We start from the raw sequence: 15,759 nt of genomic DNA, 5'->3' as shown, positions 1-15,759 counted from the left end.
CTTCCTATTGACTCGTGATCTAGCACGTTAACATTGGGATAAAGGTTGCCATCAAAGGCTTGGAAATCACATTATACGGTGTTTCCAAGCCTTTTTACTTAGCAATGACGTTTTAAAAAAAGGGGATTTACTCATGAATAAATCACAGGTCCATGGGGTGCGGTTTGCGACTGCACTCGCTTTAGCGATGACATTTGGCGGTCTAACTGCCACTCAATTGACGACTAACGCTTCTGCCGACGTGTTTAGCGCTGGCTCTTCATTTAGCTACTCTGGTTCGACCAGTTCAAATCTGTCGATGAACTCACCACGATCTAATAATAGCTTCTACTCTTCCTCCGTTGTTAGTGTGCCATCAGCCACGACAACGCCAACCGTTGTGCCAGCGAATCCCGTGACATCAACTACTAACTCAACTGATTCATCGACGACCACATCGACCACGGCAACGCAACCAACCAACTCAGTGAGCACGTCACCAGCAAGCAGTGACACCCAGGCTCCTAGTAATACAAGCGTGACACCAACCGATCATGATAATACGCCTGCTGGTGCTTTGCTTGGTGAAATTGGTCTAGGTCCTGATCAATCAGCCTCTGCCAACAACCCCATTAATGGTGGGATGTTGCAACAGGCCGTCTCAACCATTGTTGTAAATAACATTCCTCGAGTTGATGAAATCGCCAAGGGCATTCAAACAACCTATGCAACTACTTCAACGCCGGTTGCCGTCAACGGGAATGTTTCACAATCTGGATCCAGAGTCCCAACAGCTAAAGAAGAAAATGATGTCTTTGTTTCCAATGAACAAATGGCCGACATGCGAATTAGTTTCATCTCTTCGCTCAATATTAACAATGTTGCCAGTATTGTTGGCAACGGTGTTACCGCTATCTTGGGTAATGTGACTAATCTTGGGACAAGTGTTGTTAATGCGATTCAAAATGCGAATAACACCCCTGCGTTAGTTGATGGCAGCGGTGTCATTATCGGTTTAACTAGTGCCGCCGCAACGCTCGGCAGTGGCGTATTTAATTTGATTGGCGCTGTAGGCAATGGACTCGTTCGCACGATCAACGGCGAAATTAAGTATCCAATCTTAAGTGATGAACCCGACCGTGTGGTTCTTTGTGCAACAGCTTCAATCCTCACTACGTGCAATCAAACGATTCACGATCTCTTACAGGCTTGTGATTCCGCAATCGCTAAGCTCACTAATAACGGCAAAACAGTCGGTCACACACTAATCTGCATCACAGGCGCAGTCGCCGATTCATTAGCCAATGCTATTTGGGACACAGCGGCGACTGGAATGAACTTAGCTGAAATCCCACATCCACATGGTTTAGTCGCTTACGTTTAATTCACAGTTATTAGTCAAAGTATCTGATGATGAAGATCAAGTCATAGCACACATAGCGGGCATATCCCACCAAGTGGCGTAATTAAAACGGTCCCGCACTCCAAATTCGGATACGGAACCGTTTTATTTTTTTAATTTGCTGTTTTTATTACCTAACCACGATCATCAGCAAAAACATTACAATCCAAGCCCTGCTTTTGCCTATCAATTACATTTTTCAATGGTTACCATCTTAATGGTTGCTTTATTGAAACCATTAACCAAATCGATTCGTCGCCTCGTTAATCGATGAAAAGCGAGCCATTTATGGCAACAAAAAGAACGATTCCTGATCAGAACCGTCCTTCGTCGAAGACAAGTTGCATCGCTCATTTAACGCATGACCGCTTGCAACACAAAACTGCCACATACAGTTGGCGTCAATTATAGTGTCATATCTAATTACGATCATCATTAGGATTCACGGGTTCCAATCAAGTACCACATGGTTACGCCTCCATTCGTCTAACTAATTGAGCTAGTCCGAGGAGCAGCGTTGAACTGATCCTTTCACTAACTACGATCAGCGTACCGGTGCAGTCGAATTCCGTGAGTAGATGCTTCATAACTTACACACAACTAAATTGTGACCTTTTAAATTTTCAAATTGTAATTTCCTAGCTAAATCGCAACCTAATTTTAGGAGGAGGAAAAAATTGACTATGCACACTGGAAGCACCATTCGACAAATTCGCTTAGATAAACAGCTCAAAGCGAACACTGTTTACGACAACTTGCTTTCCCGTTCAATGTATTACAAATACGAACACGGCCAGGTGGAAACAAACGCCGCTAGCTTCTTGGAAATTTTGGAGCGTTTAAACGTAACTCTAGATGAATTTCAACTCATGTTTAACGACCAAGATCACGAACGCGAAGATTACCAAAGCTTAGTTGTTCGTAATAACAACGCTTTTATCTCAGGCGATGAAGCAACAATCCAGTTGGTTGTGAAAGAGGCTAATCAACACTACCTCAAAACCAACAATCTAAAATTTAAACACCTAGCTTTGCTTGGAGCTGGTCTAATTAAACGCTTACGTCGTGAAACAAATTTTGAACCAGAAAGTACTGAAATTTTGAATTATTTATTCAAAAACGAAAATTGGATGTATTACGAACTCACTTTATTTAATAACAGCTTTTTTATGTTCGATATTAATGTGGTTGATATGTTATTCAAACGCGTCCTGCAACGTATGGATTTCTACAAACAACTCAATACCGAGCATGATGAAGTGACACTAATGATCTGTAATATTGTTTTGAAGGCCATTGAAGATGGCGCAATGAACGTCGCCAATCGCTTTTTTGTGTTATTAAAACATCGCAAACGCAACGTGACCGATATGTTTTCACGTAGCGTCCTGATGTTTTACGAAGGTATTGATCAGATTTTTCATGGCCAACGAAATCAAGGCATCGCTCAGGCAGAACGCACAATCAACATTTTTGAATCCCTGGAAATGACTAATGCGGCAACCCAGCATCAAGCTATTTTGCAGCGGGTGCTTGCCATGACACCAAGTTAATTCATCGCCAACATCATTGATACAGTAACTAATCGCGTCTAATTTAACTTGTCCGCGATTCAGTTTTGAATCATTTAACCCGCTTGATGGTGGTTAGACGGGATAATAACGATATAAATTCATTCGGAGGTGAATTACATGTCGATTAGTTCAAAAAAAGATCCTAGTATGTCTGTCAAATTAGTTTTGCCTTTCTTGACGACGCTGCTAGCAATATTTTTATTACTATTCACATTTAGCACCACGTCGGTCAACGCTGCGACCACAGATTTTTCTAACAATCTATCCAATGCAAAATTAACCGATGAAAAGACGGGAAGTAGCAATGAACTTGATGTCAATGACACCATCAAATTAAGCTATGACTGGAAATTAGGCACCTTGAAGAAAGGTGATGCGGCGACATTCAAATTACCCGCCGCCTTGCAAGTTGCGAATAATGTTAATTTTGACTTGAAGGCCAGTGACGGCACTGTAATTGGAACGGTTGCCTTAACTGCAGATGGTACCGTTACCGTCAACTTTACTGATCCAAATAACTATCTGGCCACACATAGTAATGTCGGTGGCCAATTAAATTTCGAGACGACAATTAACACTCACGTTGTCAAACCTGGTGAAAACGTCACGATCAACCTTGGTTCTAACTCCGTCGTCACTAATATAACCGGCGATGGTGGCTCCACAACAGACGCTCCTGATCCTAACGAACTCATTTACAAATGGGCTGAAGGAAACACAACGAGTAACACGATTAGTTGGGTTGCTCGTGTTAACTACGCAGGTAAAAGCTTAAACAACGTGACCATGCACGATACTTTAGGTACTGGCCAATCCTTTAAAGCCAGCTCGCTCAAAATCTTACAGGTCACCCATAACCAAGCAGGCAATATCACGAGTTCTAAGGATGTGACAAATCAATTTCAAGTAACCAGCAGTGATGATGGAACGGGTTTCACCATTGCCTTTGGTAACATCAACGCGACTTATTTGGTGCAATATGACAGTCAAATCACAGCTGAACAAGCAGGTGGCCAGTACGCGAATACCATTTGGCTAACCGGTTCTTCCACCACCAGCCCAATTACTGTCACAACTTCTAAGACCACTGCCGGCGGTTCACTAACCGGCGACACTGGTACCTTAGTCTTAACCAAAATCGATGCGCAAACCAAGCAAGCGCTTGCCAATGCCACCTTCACCCTAACCAACGCCACGACTGGCAAAGTGGTTGGCACTTATACAACAGATGCCAATGGCCAAATCACCATTACGGACTTGCTGCTTGGCCAGTACACTTTGACAGAGACTAAGGCGCCCATCGGTTATCAGTTGGCCAAACCAACACCAATCACCGTCTCTGATAACCAACAAACACAAACCATTACAATCGCAGATCAACACCAAACTGGACAAGCCACGCTAACCAAACTTGATGCCGACACCAAGACACCATTGGCCGGCGCCATTTTCAAAGTCGTTAATACTGATACTGGTGCGGTTGTGGAAACCAATTTGGTCTCAAATGACCGTGGCCAAGTTGCGATCAATGACCTACCGTTGGGTCATTATGAATTTATTGAAATGATCGCTCCACAGGGTTACGACTTGAACACACAACCTGCTTTATTCCAAATCACCAGCGACAATGTCGCCCAACCCCAGCAAGTCACCATGGTTGATCGTAAGACTCCGGCTATCGTAACGCCGCCGATTAATCCTACAAAACCAACCGCACCAACTAAGCCAATGAAACCAACGGTACCGACATTGCCGACGACTCCGAATACCCCAACCATCCAAACAATGCCAATCACGCCAACAACGCCCACATTAACTAAACCAGTCACAAGCGTTATCAAGCCGCACACATCAACGCCGGCTAAACAGACAACGCCGCAGACAAAAACAAAGGGATTGTTACCACAGACAAGCGCGGATGAACAAGCCACCTTTGCAGCAGTATTAGCCTTACTGATCCTTGCTTTGATCACGACCTTAGCTGCCAAACAACAACGGCGGCATTAGTAAAACAGTCGCTAACGATAATTTTTCAAATCGAAGCTGATCATTAAACAATGTTCCTTAGCACATCTGTGACAACGGATAACTTTGTTCAGACCAAAAGATCCCTATCCCAAAGTTCGGGATGGGGATCTTTTAGAATCCAATACATCAAAAATCAACAAAAAAACCGGTCATCAGCGTTTGAATCCGGTCAATGCCGAATTCAAACAACTTAACGACCAGTTTGAAAATGAACGAACTCGCTATTGTCCGTTTCACTCATCCCACCAACATTGTCTCAAAAACTACAATTTTTAGTCAGAATGGCTCGAAAATGAACCCTTTGGAGGAAGTTATTATGCAATCAAATCAACTTAAAGTGATGCTGATTTTTGGCACTCGTCCTGAGGCCATCAAAATGGCGCCGGTCGTCCAACAATTGCAACGTGATGAACGTTTTCAAGTCGTCGTCACCGTTACCGCACAACACCGGGAAATGCTGGACCAAGTGTTGGCCATCTTTCATATTTCGCCGGATTATGATTTAAACATCATGAGCACTGCCCAAACCTTAGCCGGTATCACAACTAATGTTATCAATCAGCTCGACGAAATCCTCACGAAGGAACAACCGGATATTGTCTTAGTTCATGGCGACACAACAACAACATTCGCTGCAGCAGTCAGTGCCTTCTACCACCGAATTCCCATTGGGCATGTCGAGGCCGGTTTACGAACTTGGCATAAATATTCGCCATTCCCAGAAGAAATGAACCGCCAAATGACAGATATCCTCAGTGATCTCTATTTTGCACCGACCACAACTAGCGCCACTAATCTGATCAAACAAAATTTACCGTTACAAAACATCTTCGTCACTGGGAACACCGCAATTGATGCTTTAAAAGAAACCGTCAATGAAGACTATCATCACGACGTTTTAAATCAGATTCCGACTGATCACCAATACATCTTATTAACGATGCATCGTCGTGAAAATCAAGGTAATCCAATGCGCGATACCTTTCAAGCGATTAAACACGTGGTTGATCAACACGATCATTTAGATGTCATCTATCCCGTACATTTGAGTCCAAGCGTTCAGACCGTGGCGAAAGAAGTATTTGCAAATGACTCCCGCATTCACCTCATCGCGCCGTTAGATGTAGTTGATTTCCACAATCTAGCTGCTAAAGCGCTCTTTATCATGACCGATTCCGGCGGGGTTCAAGAAGAAGCACCAGCTTTAGGTAAACCAGTCCTTGTTTTACGCAACACCACTGAACGACCGGAAGGCGTTGCCGCTGGCACACTCAAACTTGTTGGTACAGATCAACATGCTGTCTATCAAGCGATGACGCATCTGCTCAATGATCCAACCGAATTTAAACGCATGAGTTCGGCAAAGAATCCTTACGGAGATGGCCATGCTAGCGAACGCATCGCTAATAGCATCGCAAAATACTTTGCGCAACAAGGTGATCAAATGGAGAAGGACTGATCATCACATTTCCACTGCTTACCAACCAACAGCTCCATCACTATTCGTAAAGGTCGCCGTCGCTTGATTCGTGAAATCGGTGGCTAACTCCATGGTTCGTACAACACCGTCTTCAATCGGCAACGCTCCCATCGCTTTTGATTTTTCTGGGTCACCTGAGCCAAACGCTGTGGCAATCATCCCGGGATCAGTCGCGTTGACTGTAATTGGTTGCTGACGACGTTGAAATTCTTTGGCCAGTTGAACGGTATACATGTTAGCGGCGGCCTTAGCCGATTGATAACCAACGGCTACCGCCTGATACACATTCGTGGTTGGATCTAATGCGGCCGTTTTAGACCCCATCATGCTGGAAATGTTAATGATTTTTGCCTGCGAACTCTTTTCAAGCAATGGAATCATTTTTTCTGTTACATCAATCAAGCCAAAGTAGTTTAACTCGAAATCCGCTCGAACATCGTCCAAATTAACTTGGGATGGCGCTTGTCTGCCATCAAATACAGCACCCGCGTTATTAATCAAAGTGGTCAAATAGCCGAATTTGTTTTCAATCGTTTGTGCAGCTTGGGTTACCGACGCAGGATCGGTCACATCAAGCTGAATCACCGTGACTTGATCATCAGTTAGTCCTAGCTGTTTGACAGCAGCCACACCGTTATCCAAATTGCGACTTCCCATCAACACCCGTTGACCAGCCTGACTCAGTTGTTTAACCAATTCGAGCCCCATACCACGGTTACCACCGGTTACTAACGTTAAAATTTGTGTTTCTGTCATTGTTAAAATCTCCTTTCTAAATCAATATGTAGTTAGCCTACCACGCTGGTGTTACACTAGCGCAAGGATCAACTAAACCTCATGTGAAAGGACTGATTTCATGCATTCTATTCGCGAAGTTGCTGACCAATTCAACATTACCTATGACACGCTTCGTTATTATGAAAAGGAAGGGCTCTTACGACCAATTAACCGTGATTCCCAAGGCCGACGGGTCTATTCGTCAGCCGACATTGATGACTTGAACCGTCTCATTCATTTGCGTCATCTTGGTGCATCGATAGCAGAAAGTCGGCAGATGATGTCATTTTTTCACAGCTCATCCCCAACCATAGATGAATTGAATCAAGGCATCGCTTTTTTAAATCAATTAAATAAACAGCTAGATCATCGGCTTACCGAGATCCAGCAGCAGAAGATCTTTTTAGATCAAAAGGTCACTCATCTTAACACCCAACGCTCCAAGTTACTGTCATCAACAACTAAGCCAAACAGAAGCTAACAATTCTGGATGATCTTTGAGCAACTTGCCTAAGAAATGAGCGACTGGAATAAGAGTAAAATCTAAATTTCATTTCCAATCTAGATAGTCAAATACGGGACATAAAAAATCAAGTGACTCTACCTAAAAGCGACCGGCGAACGATGAATAAACCATCATCATTCGCCGGTCACCCTTAGTGCTCGTCACTTACCGACTTATGTCCCGCTCTTTGGCTCTTTGGCTCTTTGGCTCTTTGGCTCTTTGCTAATATGACTAAATCTACTTAGACTAATGTGTCCCCCGCATAACCGCATTTTTGGCTAAAATTTTCCCAACAAATTGTTGCATTGCCTGATTTTTGATCTGCTTTAATGCGGCAGGATTGGCAGCCAACCCTGGTTGAGCGGCCAGTTTGACCTGCTCAGTTACGCTAGCCTTCAATGCTGCTTGCTGCTGTTTAAGTTCACTAGCCGCTTGACCCAATTGTTGGCTGGTCATCAAGTACCAATTGCTTGGTAGGCGATAACTAATGGTAGTGCGCTTAACTTGCTGATTATTCATGACACCAGCAAAGAGAAATTGAGCAAATCGATTATCATATACCCATCTTTGTACTGATTTAACGCGCTTCGCACGCTCACTAACATTACGACGTATCTGAATCGTAGCACCATCAGAATATGTCATCACTTTCTGCTTCCCATTAGATTTGTTGGTCGCCACATAAATCTGCTTTTGATTTTTCCCCGAGCCAACATTGCGAAAAACTAAGACATGATTATCACCTGGCATCGTTGCTAAGGAATATAACGATTGTGTGGTTTGGGTTGTTTGGATATGGGCACCCCAATGTTGATTCACGTTGGCTATCAGTATACCTTGCGACCCAATCAAAACAATTCCCATCAAGATTAACCAAAAGCGGCGATGTTTAACAACAACTTTTAGACCAACTAAAATGAGCCCAGTTATACAAAGCAAATTTAATCCAATTAACATTAGGCTGCCTCCTTACTCGTTTTTTCTGAAACCGAGGTAGTTGAACGATGGTGAGTCAAGAACCAGGCCGGCACTATTGCTAGACCAGTAAAAACAACAGACCAAATAAACGCCATGTGATAAGCATTTGTTAATTTAGTGACGGTTGGTACAACTCCGTTAATTTGATTTTGAATTACCGTGGCCAAAATTGCCGACCCAAAGGCACCACCAACGTTTTGTAACATCCGTGTTGCGGTGGTCGCTTGAGAAACCAATTCCTTTGGCAAACTTACATATGAGTCTGACATTACTGGAATTGTCATTCCTGCTTGTGCTATCCCGCGGAAGAATAAGACGACTAAGACTAAATATTTGCTAGTGTTGGCATCAAAATAAGCAAAGGGTAACGTGCTAAGCACTGATATCACAACGGCAACGATGACGACCCATCGTGCACCAATTTGATCAGTTAACTTTCCGACCTGCGTTCGACTAATGAACATGCCAATTCCTTGGCTAATCAAGTACGTTCCGGCCCAAGCAACGCTCAGCCCCCGAACATTTTGCAGGTATAAAGGAAGAATGAACATTGCACCATTCACGGTGATCCCCGACATCAACAAAATGCACATGGAGCCTGAGAAGTTGGGAAATTTAAACATATCCAGATTAACCAAGGCGCGATCAGGAAATCGGCGTGCGTAAAGAACATACGCGACCATCAAATCAAGACCGACAAAGATCGGAAGAAGGACTCCCATTGCCGCCAAATTGTCATGCGTACTATACTGAACAATTCCAATAATAAGACCTGAAAACATCCCGCCAAGCATCAAGAAACTGAGCCAGTCAAATCTTTTGTTTGGAAATGGTGGTTTAAAATCTGGCATTAACCACATAATTAAACCGATTGAAATTACTGCAATTGGAATATTGACATAAAAAATCCAGTGCCAATTTAGCTGTTGAATAATGTAGCCGCCAATGGTTGGACCTAAAATTGGAATCAATACCATTGGCAAACCAATAATTGCCATCAAGCTACCAAGGTTCTTGCCGCCAGCCGCTCGGACGATTAAAGTGGTTAATAAAGGAATCATAATTCCTGAACCGGCCCCTTGGATTAATCGGCCGATAATTAATGCGGTGATTGTCGTGGCTGTTCCGGAAATAACTGAGCCAATTAAAAACAGGGCCAGCCCAACTAGGTTCACCATTTTTCCGTTAAAGCGATCGACCGCCCATCCAGTGAAGGGCACGCCCACGCCCATCGCCAGTACATAGCCGGTGGTCACCCATTGGACAATATCCACTGTACTGTTTAAACTTTTCATAATCGTGGCAATTGCGACATTGGTCATAGTGGTATCTAACATGGGGGCAATCGCGCCAACTACTAAAATTGCCGCCACTTTAACTAACGCTCGATGCTGTTGCTTCGTCATTTGCTCTGTTTCACTCATGATTGTAACCTCATTTTTTTATTAAGGAACTCGAGTGTCTTAATAATAAACCCTCTTTAAAAAAAAGCAAGTAGGAGCCCTAAAAATGTCACAAAACAACGCACAATCCGCTGAAAAAAGTGAATACTCCGCGACTCGCTCACCTCACCATCGAGCCACGGGGCGTCCAAAAAATTCACAAGGTCGACCATCACGGCGACGGGGAAAGGCCCTTGAAGACGCGATTTTGTCAGTTGCATGGGACCAGTTAAATACCATTGGTTATGAAAAATTGACGATTCAAGATGTCGCAAAGTTAGCCGGCACGAATAAAGCCACCCTCTATCGAAGGTGGCCCAATAAAGTTGAATTAGTCGCAGCAGCTTTCCGCCAATTTGGTTCACACCCAGACATCATTGTACCCAATACAGGTAATTTGCGTGAAGATCTTCGCGCATTACTAGACCAAATTCAAAAGGCGTTAGCACAATTAACAACCGGCAAAATGACTGGCTTAATGGCTGATCGTATCAAGGAACTAGATACAGGCCAAATTTTTGGTGCCCTCAATGGTTCAACTATGCTAACCCAAATGCTAAACACCATTTTAGAACAGGCTGAGTCTCGCGGTGAGTTGACTACCGCCACAATACCTGAACGCGTATTAGAACTGCCACTCCTACTTTTATTGAATGAAGCCATTTCCAAAGGATCATTAGATGACACAGCCATTAGTGAAATTGTCGACCAAATTTTGATGCCATTGTTGACGCAAAAGAAGCAAAACTAACTGTAAAACAACTGAATATGATCAATAAAAGATTACTGTAAGCTCATCAGTAAACAGGGGTTTTTAAATCAAAAAATCACTCGCTTAGTTTCATTACAGTATTTCAATTAGAATGTCCAAAAATCGGGCAACCGTCACGATTTTTGGACATTTTTAAAATTCAAAACGGCGAATTCATTAACAAAACTGGTGTTTGAATTAATCTAAACACCAGTCACATCAGACGTTTGAGCTCTTCAACAACCTTGTCTTTTCATCGCAAATAATATTAACTGACTTGACCACCATTATCCCTGCCAGCATTATCTATGGCTACGTTCTGTCACCCTTCGGACTAAGAACCTGGCAAATAGATAAGGCCATCAACGAAAATTAATCTGGAAATGTTCCAGTCCTTCGACTCCTTGGACATTAACCTGCATTTTATCGGTTAGTTGCCCCATTATCCAAAAACTGGTGTGCTTGTGTTCAGCAAAGCTAAATCGATAGCGAACCTCCCCGTCGTGTGTGTCAACTGATAACTGGCAATGCGAGATATCTGATAAGGTAATCGTTTGGTCTGCTTGCTGTGGATCAACATAAATCTGGGTCATCTCACTCACCTCCGGTTACATTGTAACAACAGACGATTTGTAGGTACACCTAAAAGTATTATTTTGTTGTCTTGAATTTTTTCGGCAATTTGCGCAATGTGCAGGCTAATTGAGTGACTAATGATCGATTAACATTTTCGGCAGAAAAAAATTGCGCGCCATAATGGTGAACGATCAAAATGCATGAAGAGGGCTTATTTAGTTAGTTAGAGGAGATATAAACAACATTATTATACTTTTAGACCTGCTAATTTCCTTTACACCATGAAGTTCACGATGAACAGTAGCGAAACCGATCCAAATCAGCGGATGAACCTCGCGTGAGTTACCTAAAACGACTTTGATGAAACTTGTTTGTTGTCAGAAAGAAGCAAACCGATACCCTTAATTACGTCAATTATCACTCGGAATAATGGCCCATATCACTAAATAGACAATCAATCCCGGGAATGGCGTTAAAGTCAGTAGTACCCACACCACCCGTAGAACACTAGTATTCCAATGATACCGATCTGCTATTCCACCAAGAATTCCTGCCACAATTCGATTAGTCCTCGATCTTCGCAACTTCATGATTAGTCTCCTTCTACTGATTGATGAGCCTCTTTATAAGCTTTAAGATCAATACCCTTCGTTAACGGATATTTCGTATCTAACTTCGGTTGTAGCCAAATCGTGTTAACAACACTAAAGATAATGAACCCAATTGGCCACATAAATAGCCAGAAAACCCACAGCAAGCCGGTTTGAATGAACGATGTCAAACAAATCATGGCCAGACCAAAAATAATTTTTGCAATAACGTATAATTTATGTGCACTTCTACGTTGAGTCACTTGATTCTGCTGTAATTCAGCATAATTGGTAATTTCTTGTTCCTTATCGTGATTTGCAATTGAATCAAATAAATCACCAATCTTGACGTCCAATGCCTGAGCAATAACATTTAGAGTGGAAATATTTCCATCTTCACCTGACTCTAAACGTTGAATCGTTCTGACACTTAGATTACATTTTTCGGCTAAAATTTCTTGGGTCCAACCTTTCTGCTTCCGTAAAGCTGCAATTAATGTTTTGTTTTTCATTATTATGCTCCTCATCTTTGTTAGTCCACACCACCATCGAACACCAAAACCAGCCAACTGTGGCCACTTCGTTACTGCTTGAAATCACTCAGCTTGCTTTGTTCTGATTTATACTTCTAGCATAAGAAACCCTGAAGATAAAAGCTACGCCATTAACCCGACACTGACACGAAATCAACCCGCCATCACGCTGTATTTACCGACTTTCACTAATAAAATCAGTTATCGGCCCATAGTTCAGTGCTTTAGCATATTGACTGGCTCAGTTCGTAAAACGGGCACGACCACTCTTCCGGCCAAGCTAATCTGGTCAAATTAAAATGGCACCATCTTCCAAAAACTAGAAGATGGTGCCATTTTAATTGAGCCAGCATTTCGCAGACTCGAAGCAAGCACAAATTCACTACGATTGGGTCATTTGAAATGATAGACAGCTAATCCCGACTACGCCAAGGTTTACGTTTTACAAACTAGCCTGTCCTTAAAGCAACGATTACACCACGGCCAAGACGACAAAGTTCACAACAAACAGTAACGAAACGATCCAAATCAATGGGTGAACTTCTCTCGGCTTACCCAAGACAGTCTTGATTAAGCAGAAGAAGATAAAACCAGCTGCAATGCCATAAGTAATGTTGTAAGCAAAGGCCATGATGAAAGCGGTCATGAACGCAGGAATGGCCTCGGCCAAATCATTCCATGGAATCTGATTGAATGAACTCATCATCATAATTCCAACCAGAATTAATGACGGTGCGATGGCTGCGGTTGGAATAACCGAAAGTAATGGCGAAGCAAGTGAACTAAGAAGGAACAGTCCTGCAACCACGACGCTCGTTAAACCAGTTCGGCCACCCGCACTAATGCCAGCGGAGCTCTCTACATAAGTTGTTAAGTTAGACGTCCCAAAAATCGAACCCACACCAGTCGCAATTGAATCCGCAAATAACGCTTTATCAAGCTTCGACTTAAAGCCTGACTGAGCTTCTAATGCTAGCTCCTCTTTACCAGCGAAAATGCCTGTTTGGCGGCCGGTCCCAATAAAAGTGCCTAAAGAGTCAAAAATATCAGACAAACTAAATGACAAAATCGTCATTAACACCAGCATAATTCGATTTCGACTAGCAAATAACGATCCCATTCCTTTATCTGAAAAAGCAGCTAAAAAGGTCGTGCTGAGTGAATGCCACGATGCTGCAAAGGAGAAATCACTGGATGGATGAATATTTGTTACGCCCATTGGGATCCCAATCACAGTTGTGAGCAAAATGCCCATTAACAAAGCGCCAGGGATCTTTCTGACTTTGAGCAGGACGGTAATGATTAAACCAATCAAGGCCAATAAAACGCTCGGTGAACTGAATGCCTGCAGCGCTGGCACAATGCCACCACCGGTGACCACAGTTTCAATACCATGGCCAAAATGGTGTTGTGTCGCTGAAAATGTCGTGCCATTAACAGACAGTATATTACCCGCATCGCTGGTAAATTGCAGAAAATTCGCGTTTTTCAGCCCGACATAAGCAATAAACGCACCAATACCACCGCTAATTGCCAACTGTAAATTGAGGGGAATCGCCGAAATCAGCATTTTTCTAACTTTAGTGACCGTGATGAGGATGTTGATGACGCCACAGAAGAACACGAGCGCCAACGCCTGTTGCCACCTGAACCCCAATCCCATCACGACGGTGTAAGTGAAAAAAGCGTTCAGTCCCATTCCTGGTGCCAAAGCATAAGGAACATTAGCGAACAAACCGACGACTAATGTACCAGTCACTGAGGCAATAATTGTGGCTAAAAAAACTGCTTGAACAGGCATTCCCGTCTGTCCCAAAATCTGTGGGTTAACAAAAAGAATGTAAGACATGGCAAAAAAAGTTGTGATCCCTGCCCCAATTTCAGTTCCTACGGTGGTACCATTTTGCTTCAGTTTAAAATAGTCAGTCACAATTTCTTCCTCCATATACGAACAATACAAGCAAATGTAAAGAAAAAAGTTCCCTTAAAACGAGTAAATCATATCACTAACAGCATTGAACCGCCACAAGTTTCTTGAAATACGAATCTAACATAAAAATAGCCGTGGAAATTCCGAACATTTCTCGGATTTCCACGGCTATTTTTATGTTATGCAGTAATTTCATCAATTTTCGTTAATTCTGCCGATGTAAAGTCAAGTCGATCTAACGCCTTTAAGTTATCCAACAACTGACTTGGTCGACTAGCGCCAATGAGCACACTACTGATATCAGGTTGACGAATCAGCCAAGACAACGCCATTTCAGCCAGACTCTGTTCGCGAGCTTGCGCCACTTCGTTGAGCTGGCGAATCTTAGTCAAGGACGATTCGACTTGATCTTCATGTAAAAATGGGCTATCAGACCGATGTGCACGTGAATCAGCAGGAATCCCTTGCAAATAGCGTCCCGTCAGTAACCCCTGTGCCAAAGAGCTAAACGTCACTAATCCCGTATGATCTTGTCGCAATTTTTGCAGCAGACCATCCGCTACATGTCGATCAAATAAATTGTATCGATCCTGATGAACAACATAAGGCGTATGTAAATCTGCAAAAACAGCCTCAATTGCCGCTGTTTGTTGTGGATTATATTTTGAAATCCCAACATACAGAGCCTTGCCTTGTCGCACTAATTTGTCTAAAGCATACGCGGTTTCCTCGACCGGCGTGTCAGGATCAGGACGATGAGAGTAAAAGATGTCCACATAGTCTGTTTGCAGCCGATGCAAACTTTGGTCGGCACTCGCCAAAACATTTTTCATTGAACCGCCATCGCCATAAGGCCCAGGCCACATTCGATGACCTGCTTTAGTTGCGATCACGATTTCATCACGATAAGGTTTTAAATCCGTAGCTAATATTTGTCCGAAATTTGTTTCCGCGCTCCCTGGCTCTGGCCCATAATTATTTGCTAAGTCAAAATAGGTAATCCCAGCGTCAAAAGCCGTCCGCACGATTTTTTTTTGCGTCTCGAACACATCAACACTGCCAAAGTTATGCCACAGTCCCAGTCCTAATGCGGATAATTTTAGTCCACTATGACCAGCTCGGCGATAAAGCATTATTTGATAACGTTGTTCATTTGCCAGATACATGACCATCCCTCATTTCGTGTTTCTTCTAGTATACGGCTTTTGCACGCC

14 protein-coding genes are annotated in these 15,759 nt (G+C 43.0%); 6 read left to right on the top strand and 8 right to left on the bottom strand.

What is annotated here, in order from left to right; all coding sequences use genetic code 11:
* The first annotated feature begins 133 nt into the window (after nucleotides 1-133).
* The 4 genes from ACYQ0Y_RS07475 (at nucleotide 134) to wecB (ending at nucleotide 6,442) form a co-directional block, all read left to right on the top strand.
* The gene (locus ACYQ0Y_RS07475) at nucleotides 134-1,363 is read left to right on the top strand and encodes a hypothetical protein (protein ID WP_407882914.1); all 1,230 of its coding nucleotides are present in this window, start codon (nucleotides 134-136) and stop codon (nucleotides 1,361-1,363) included.
* Between the two features lie 701 nt (nucleotides 1,364-2,064).
* Nucleotides 2,065-2,934, top strand: coding sequence for a helix-turn-helix domain-containing protein (locus ACYQ0Y_RS07470; RefSeq protein ID WP_407882913.1), 870 nt, complete (start codon nucleotides 2,065-2,067; stop codon nucleotides 2,932-2,934).
* Nucleotides 2,935-3,072: 138 nt separating this feature from the next.
* Nucleotides 3,073-4,962, top strand: coding sequence for a SpaA isopeptide-forming pilin-related protein (locus tag ACYQ0Y_RS07465; RefSeq protein ID WP_407882911.1), 1,890 nt, complete (start codon nucleotides 3,073-3,075; stop codon nucleotides 4,960-4,962).
* 337 nt (nucleotides 4,963-5,299) lie between these two features.
* Entirely contained in the window at nucleotides 5,300-6,442 is a 1,143-nt protein-coding gene (gene wecB / locus ACYQ0Y_RS07460) for a non-hydrolyzing UDP-N-acetylglucosamine 2-epimerase (protein WP_407882909.1), read from the top strand.
* An 18-nt stretch (nucleotides 6,443-6,460) separates the two neighbouring features.
* On the opposite strand, the gene ACYQ0Y_RS07455 is transcribed toward wecB, so the two are convergent.
* The gene (locus ACYQ0Y_RS07455; protein WP_407882907.1) at nucleotides 6,461-7,219 is read right to left on the bottom strand and encodes an SDR family NAD(P)-dependent oxidoreductase; all 759 of its coding nucleotides are present in this window, start codon (nucleotides 7,217-7,219) and stop codon (nucleotides 6,461-6,463) included.
* A 100-nt stretch (nucleotides 7,220-7,319) separates the two neighbouring features.
* Between ACYQ0Y_RS07455 and ACYQ0Y_RS07450 the strand changes: the two genes are divergently transcribed.
* Entirely contained in the window at nucleotides 7,320-7,721 is a 402-nt protein-coding gene (locus ACYQ0Y_RS07450; RefSeq protein ID WP_407882905.1) for a MerR family transcriptional regulator, read from the top strand.
* A gap of 270 nt (nucleotides 7,722-7,991) precedes the next feature.
* On the opposite strand, the gene ACYQ0Y_RS07445 is transcribed toward ACYQ0Y_RS07450, so the two are convergent.
* Both ACYQ0Y_RS07445 and ACYQ0Y_RS07440 read right to left on the bottom strand, forming a co-directional pair.
* The gene (locus tag ACYQ0Y_RS07445; RefSeq protein ID WP_407882903.1) at nucleotides 7,992-8,702 is read right to left on the bottom strand and encodes a DUF4811 domain-containing protein; all 711 of its coding nucleotides are present in this window, start codon (nucleotides 8,700-8,702) and stop codon (nucleotides 7,992-7,994) included.
* Complete coding sequence (locus ACYQ0Y_RS07440; RefSeq protein ID WP_407883450.1) at nucleotides 8,702-10,129, bottom strand: MDR family MFS transporter; 1,428 nt, start codon at nucleotides 10,127-10,129, stop codon at nucleotides 8,702-8,704. Before ACYQ0Y_RS07440 ends, ACYQ0Y_RS07445 begins: the two co-directional genes overlap by 1 nt.
* Before the next feature lie 103 nt (nucleotides 10,130-10,232).
* Here ACYQ0Y_RS07440 and ACYQ0Y_RS07435 point away from each other — a divergent pair, with 103 nt between their 5' ends.
* The gene (locus ACYQ0Y_RS07435) at nucleotides 10,233-10,916 is read left to right on the top strand and encodes a TetR/AcrR family transcriptional regulator (RefSeq protein ID WP_407882901.1); all 684 of its coding nucleotides are present in this window, start codon (nucleotides 10,233-10,235) and stop codon (nucleotides 10,914-10,916) included.
* Nucleotides 10,917-11,278: 362 nt separating this feature from the next.
* Here ACYQ0Y_RS07435 and ACYQ0Y_RS07430 read toward each other — a convergent pair whose 3' ends face one another.
* The 5 genes from ACYQ0Y_RS07430 to ACYQ0Y_RS07410 all read right to left on the bottom strand — a co-directional run bounded on the left by ACYQ0Y_RS07430 (nucleotide 11,279) and on the right by ACYQ0Y_RS07410 (nucleotide 15,711).
* Complete coding sequence (locus ACYQ0Y_RS07430) at nucleotides 11,279-11,509, bottom strand: hypothetical protein (protein WP_407882899.1); 231 nt, start codon at nucleotides 11,507-11,509, stop codon at nucleotides 11,279-11,281.
* A gap of 393 nt (nucleotides 11,510-11,902) precedes the next feature.
* Nucleotides 11,903-12,082, bottom strand: coding sequence for a PspC domain-containing protein (locus ACYQ0Y_RS07425; protein ID WP_407882897.1), 180 nt, complete (start codon nucleotides 12,080-12,082; stop codon nucleotides 11,903-11,905).
* Between the two features lie 2 nt (nucleotides 12,083-12,084).
* A complete protein-coding gene (locus ACYQ0Y_RS07420) occupies nucleotides 12,085-12,594 on the bottom strand; it encodes a helix-turn-helix domain-containing protein (RefSeq protein WP_407882895.1) in 510 nt (169 codons plus the stop codon).
* 493 nt (nucleotides 12,595-13,087) lie between these two features.
* Nucleotides 13,088-14,545, bottom strand: coding sequence for an NCS2 family permease (locus ACYQ0Y_RS07415; RefSeq protein WP_407882893.1), 1,458 nt, complete (start codon nucleotides 14,543-14,545; stop codon nucleotides 13,088-13,090).
* Between the two features lie 179 nt (nucleotides 14,546-14,724).
* Nucleotides 14,725-15,711: an aldo/keto reductase gene (locus ACYQ0Y_RS07410; protein ID WP_407882891.1), complete on the bottom strand. Its 987-nt coding sequence runs from the start codon at nucleotides 15,709-15,711 to the stop codon at nucleotides 14,725-14,727.
* Between the last annotated feature and the right edge of the window lie 48 nt (nucleotides 15,712-15,759).

Source organism: Furfurilactobacillus curtus, assembly GCF_054657915.1.
Note: the sequence above shows the minus strand (reverse complement) of the source record. Positions and strands in the feature narration are given on the sequence as shown.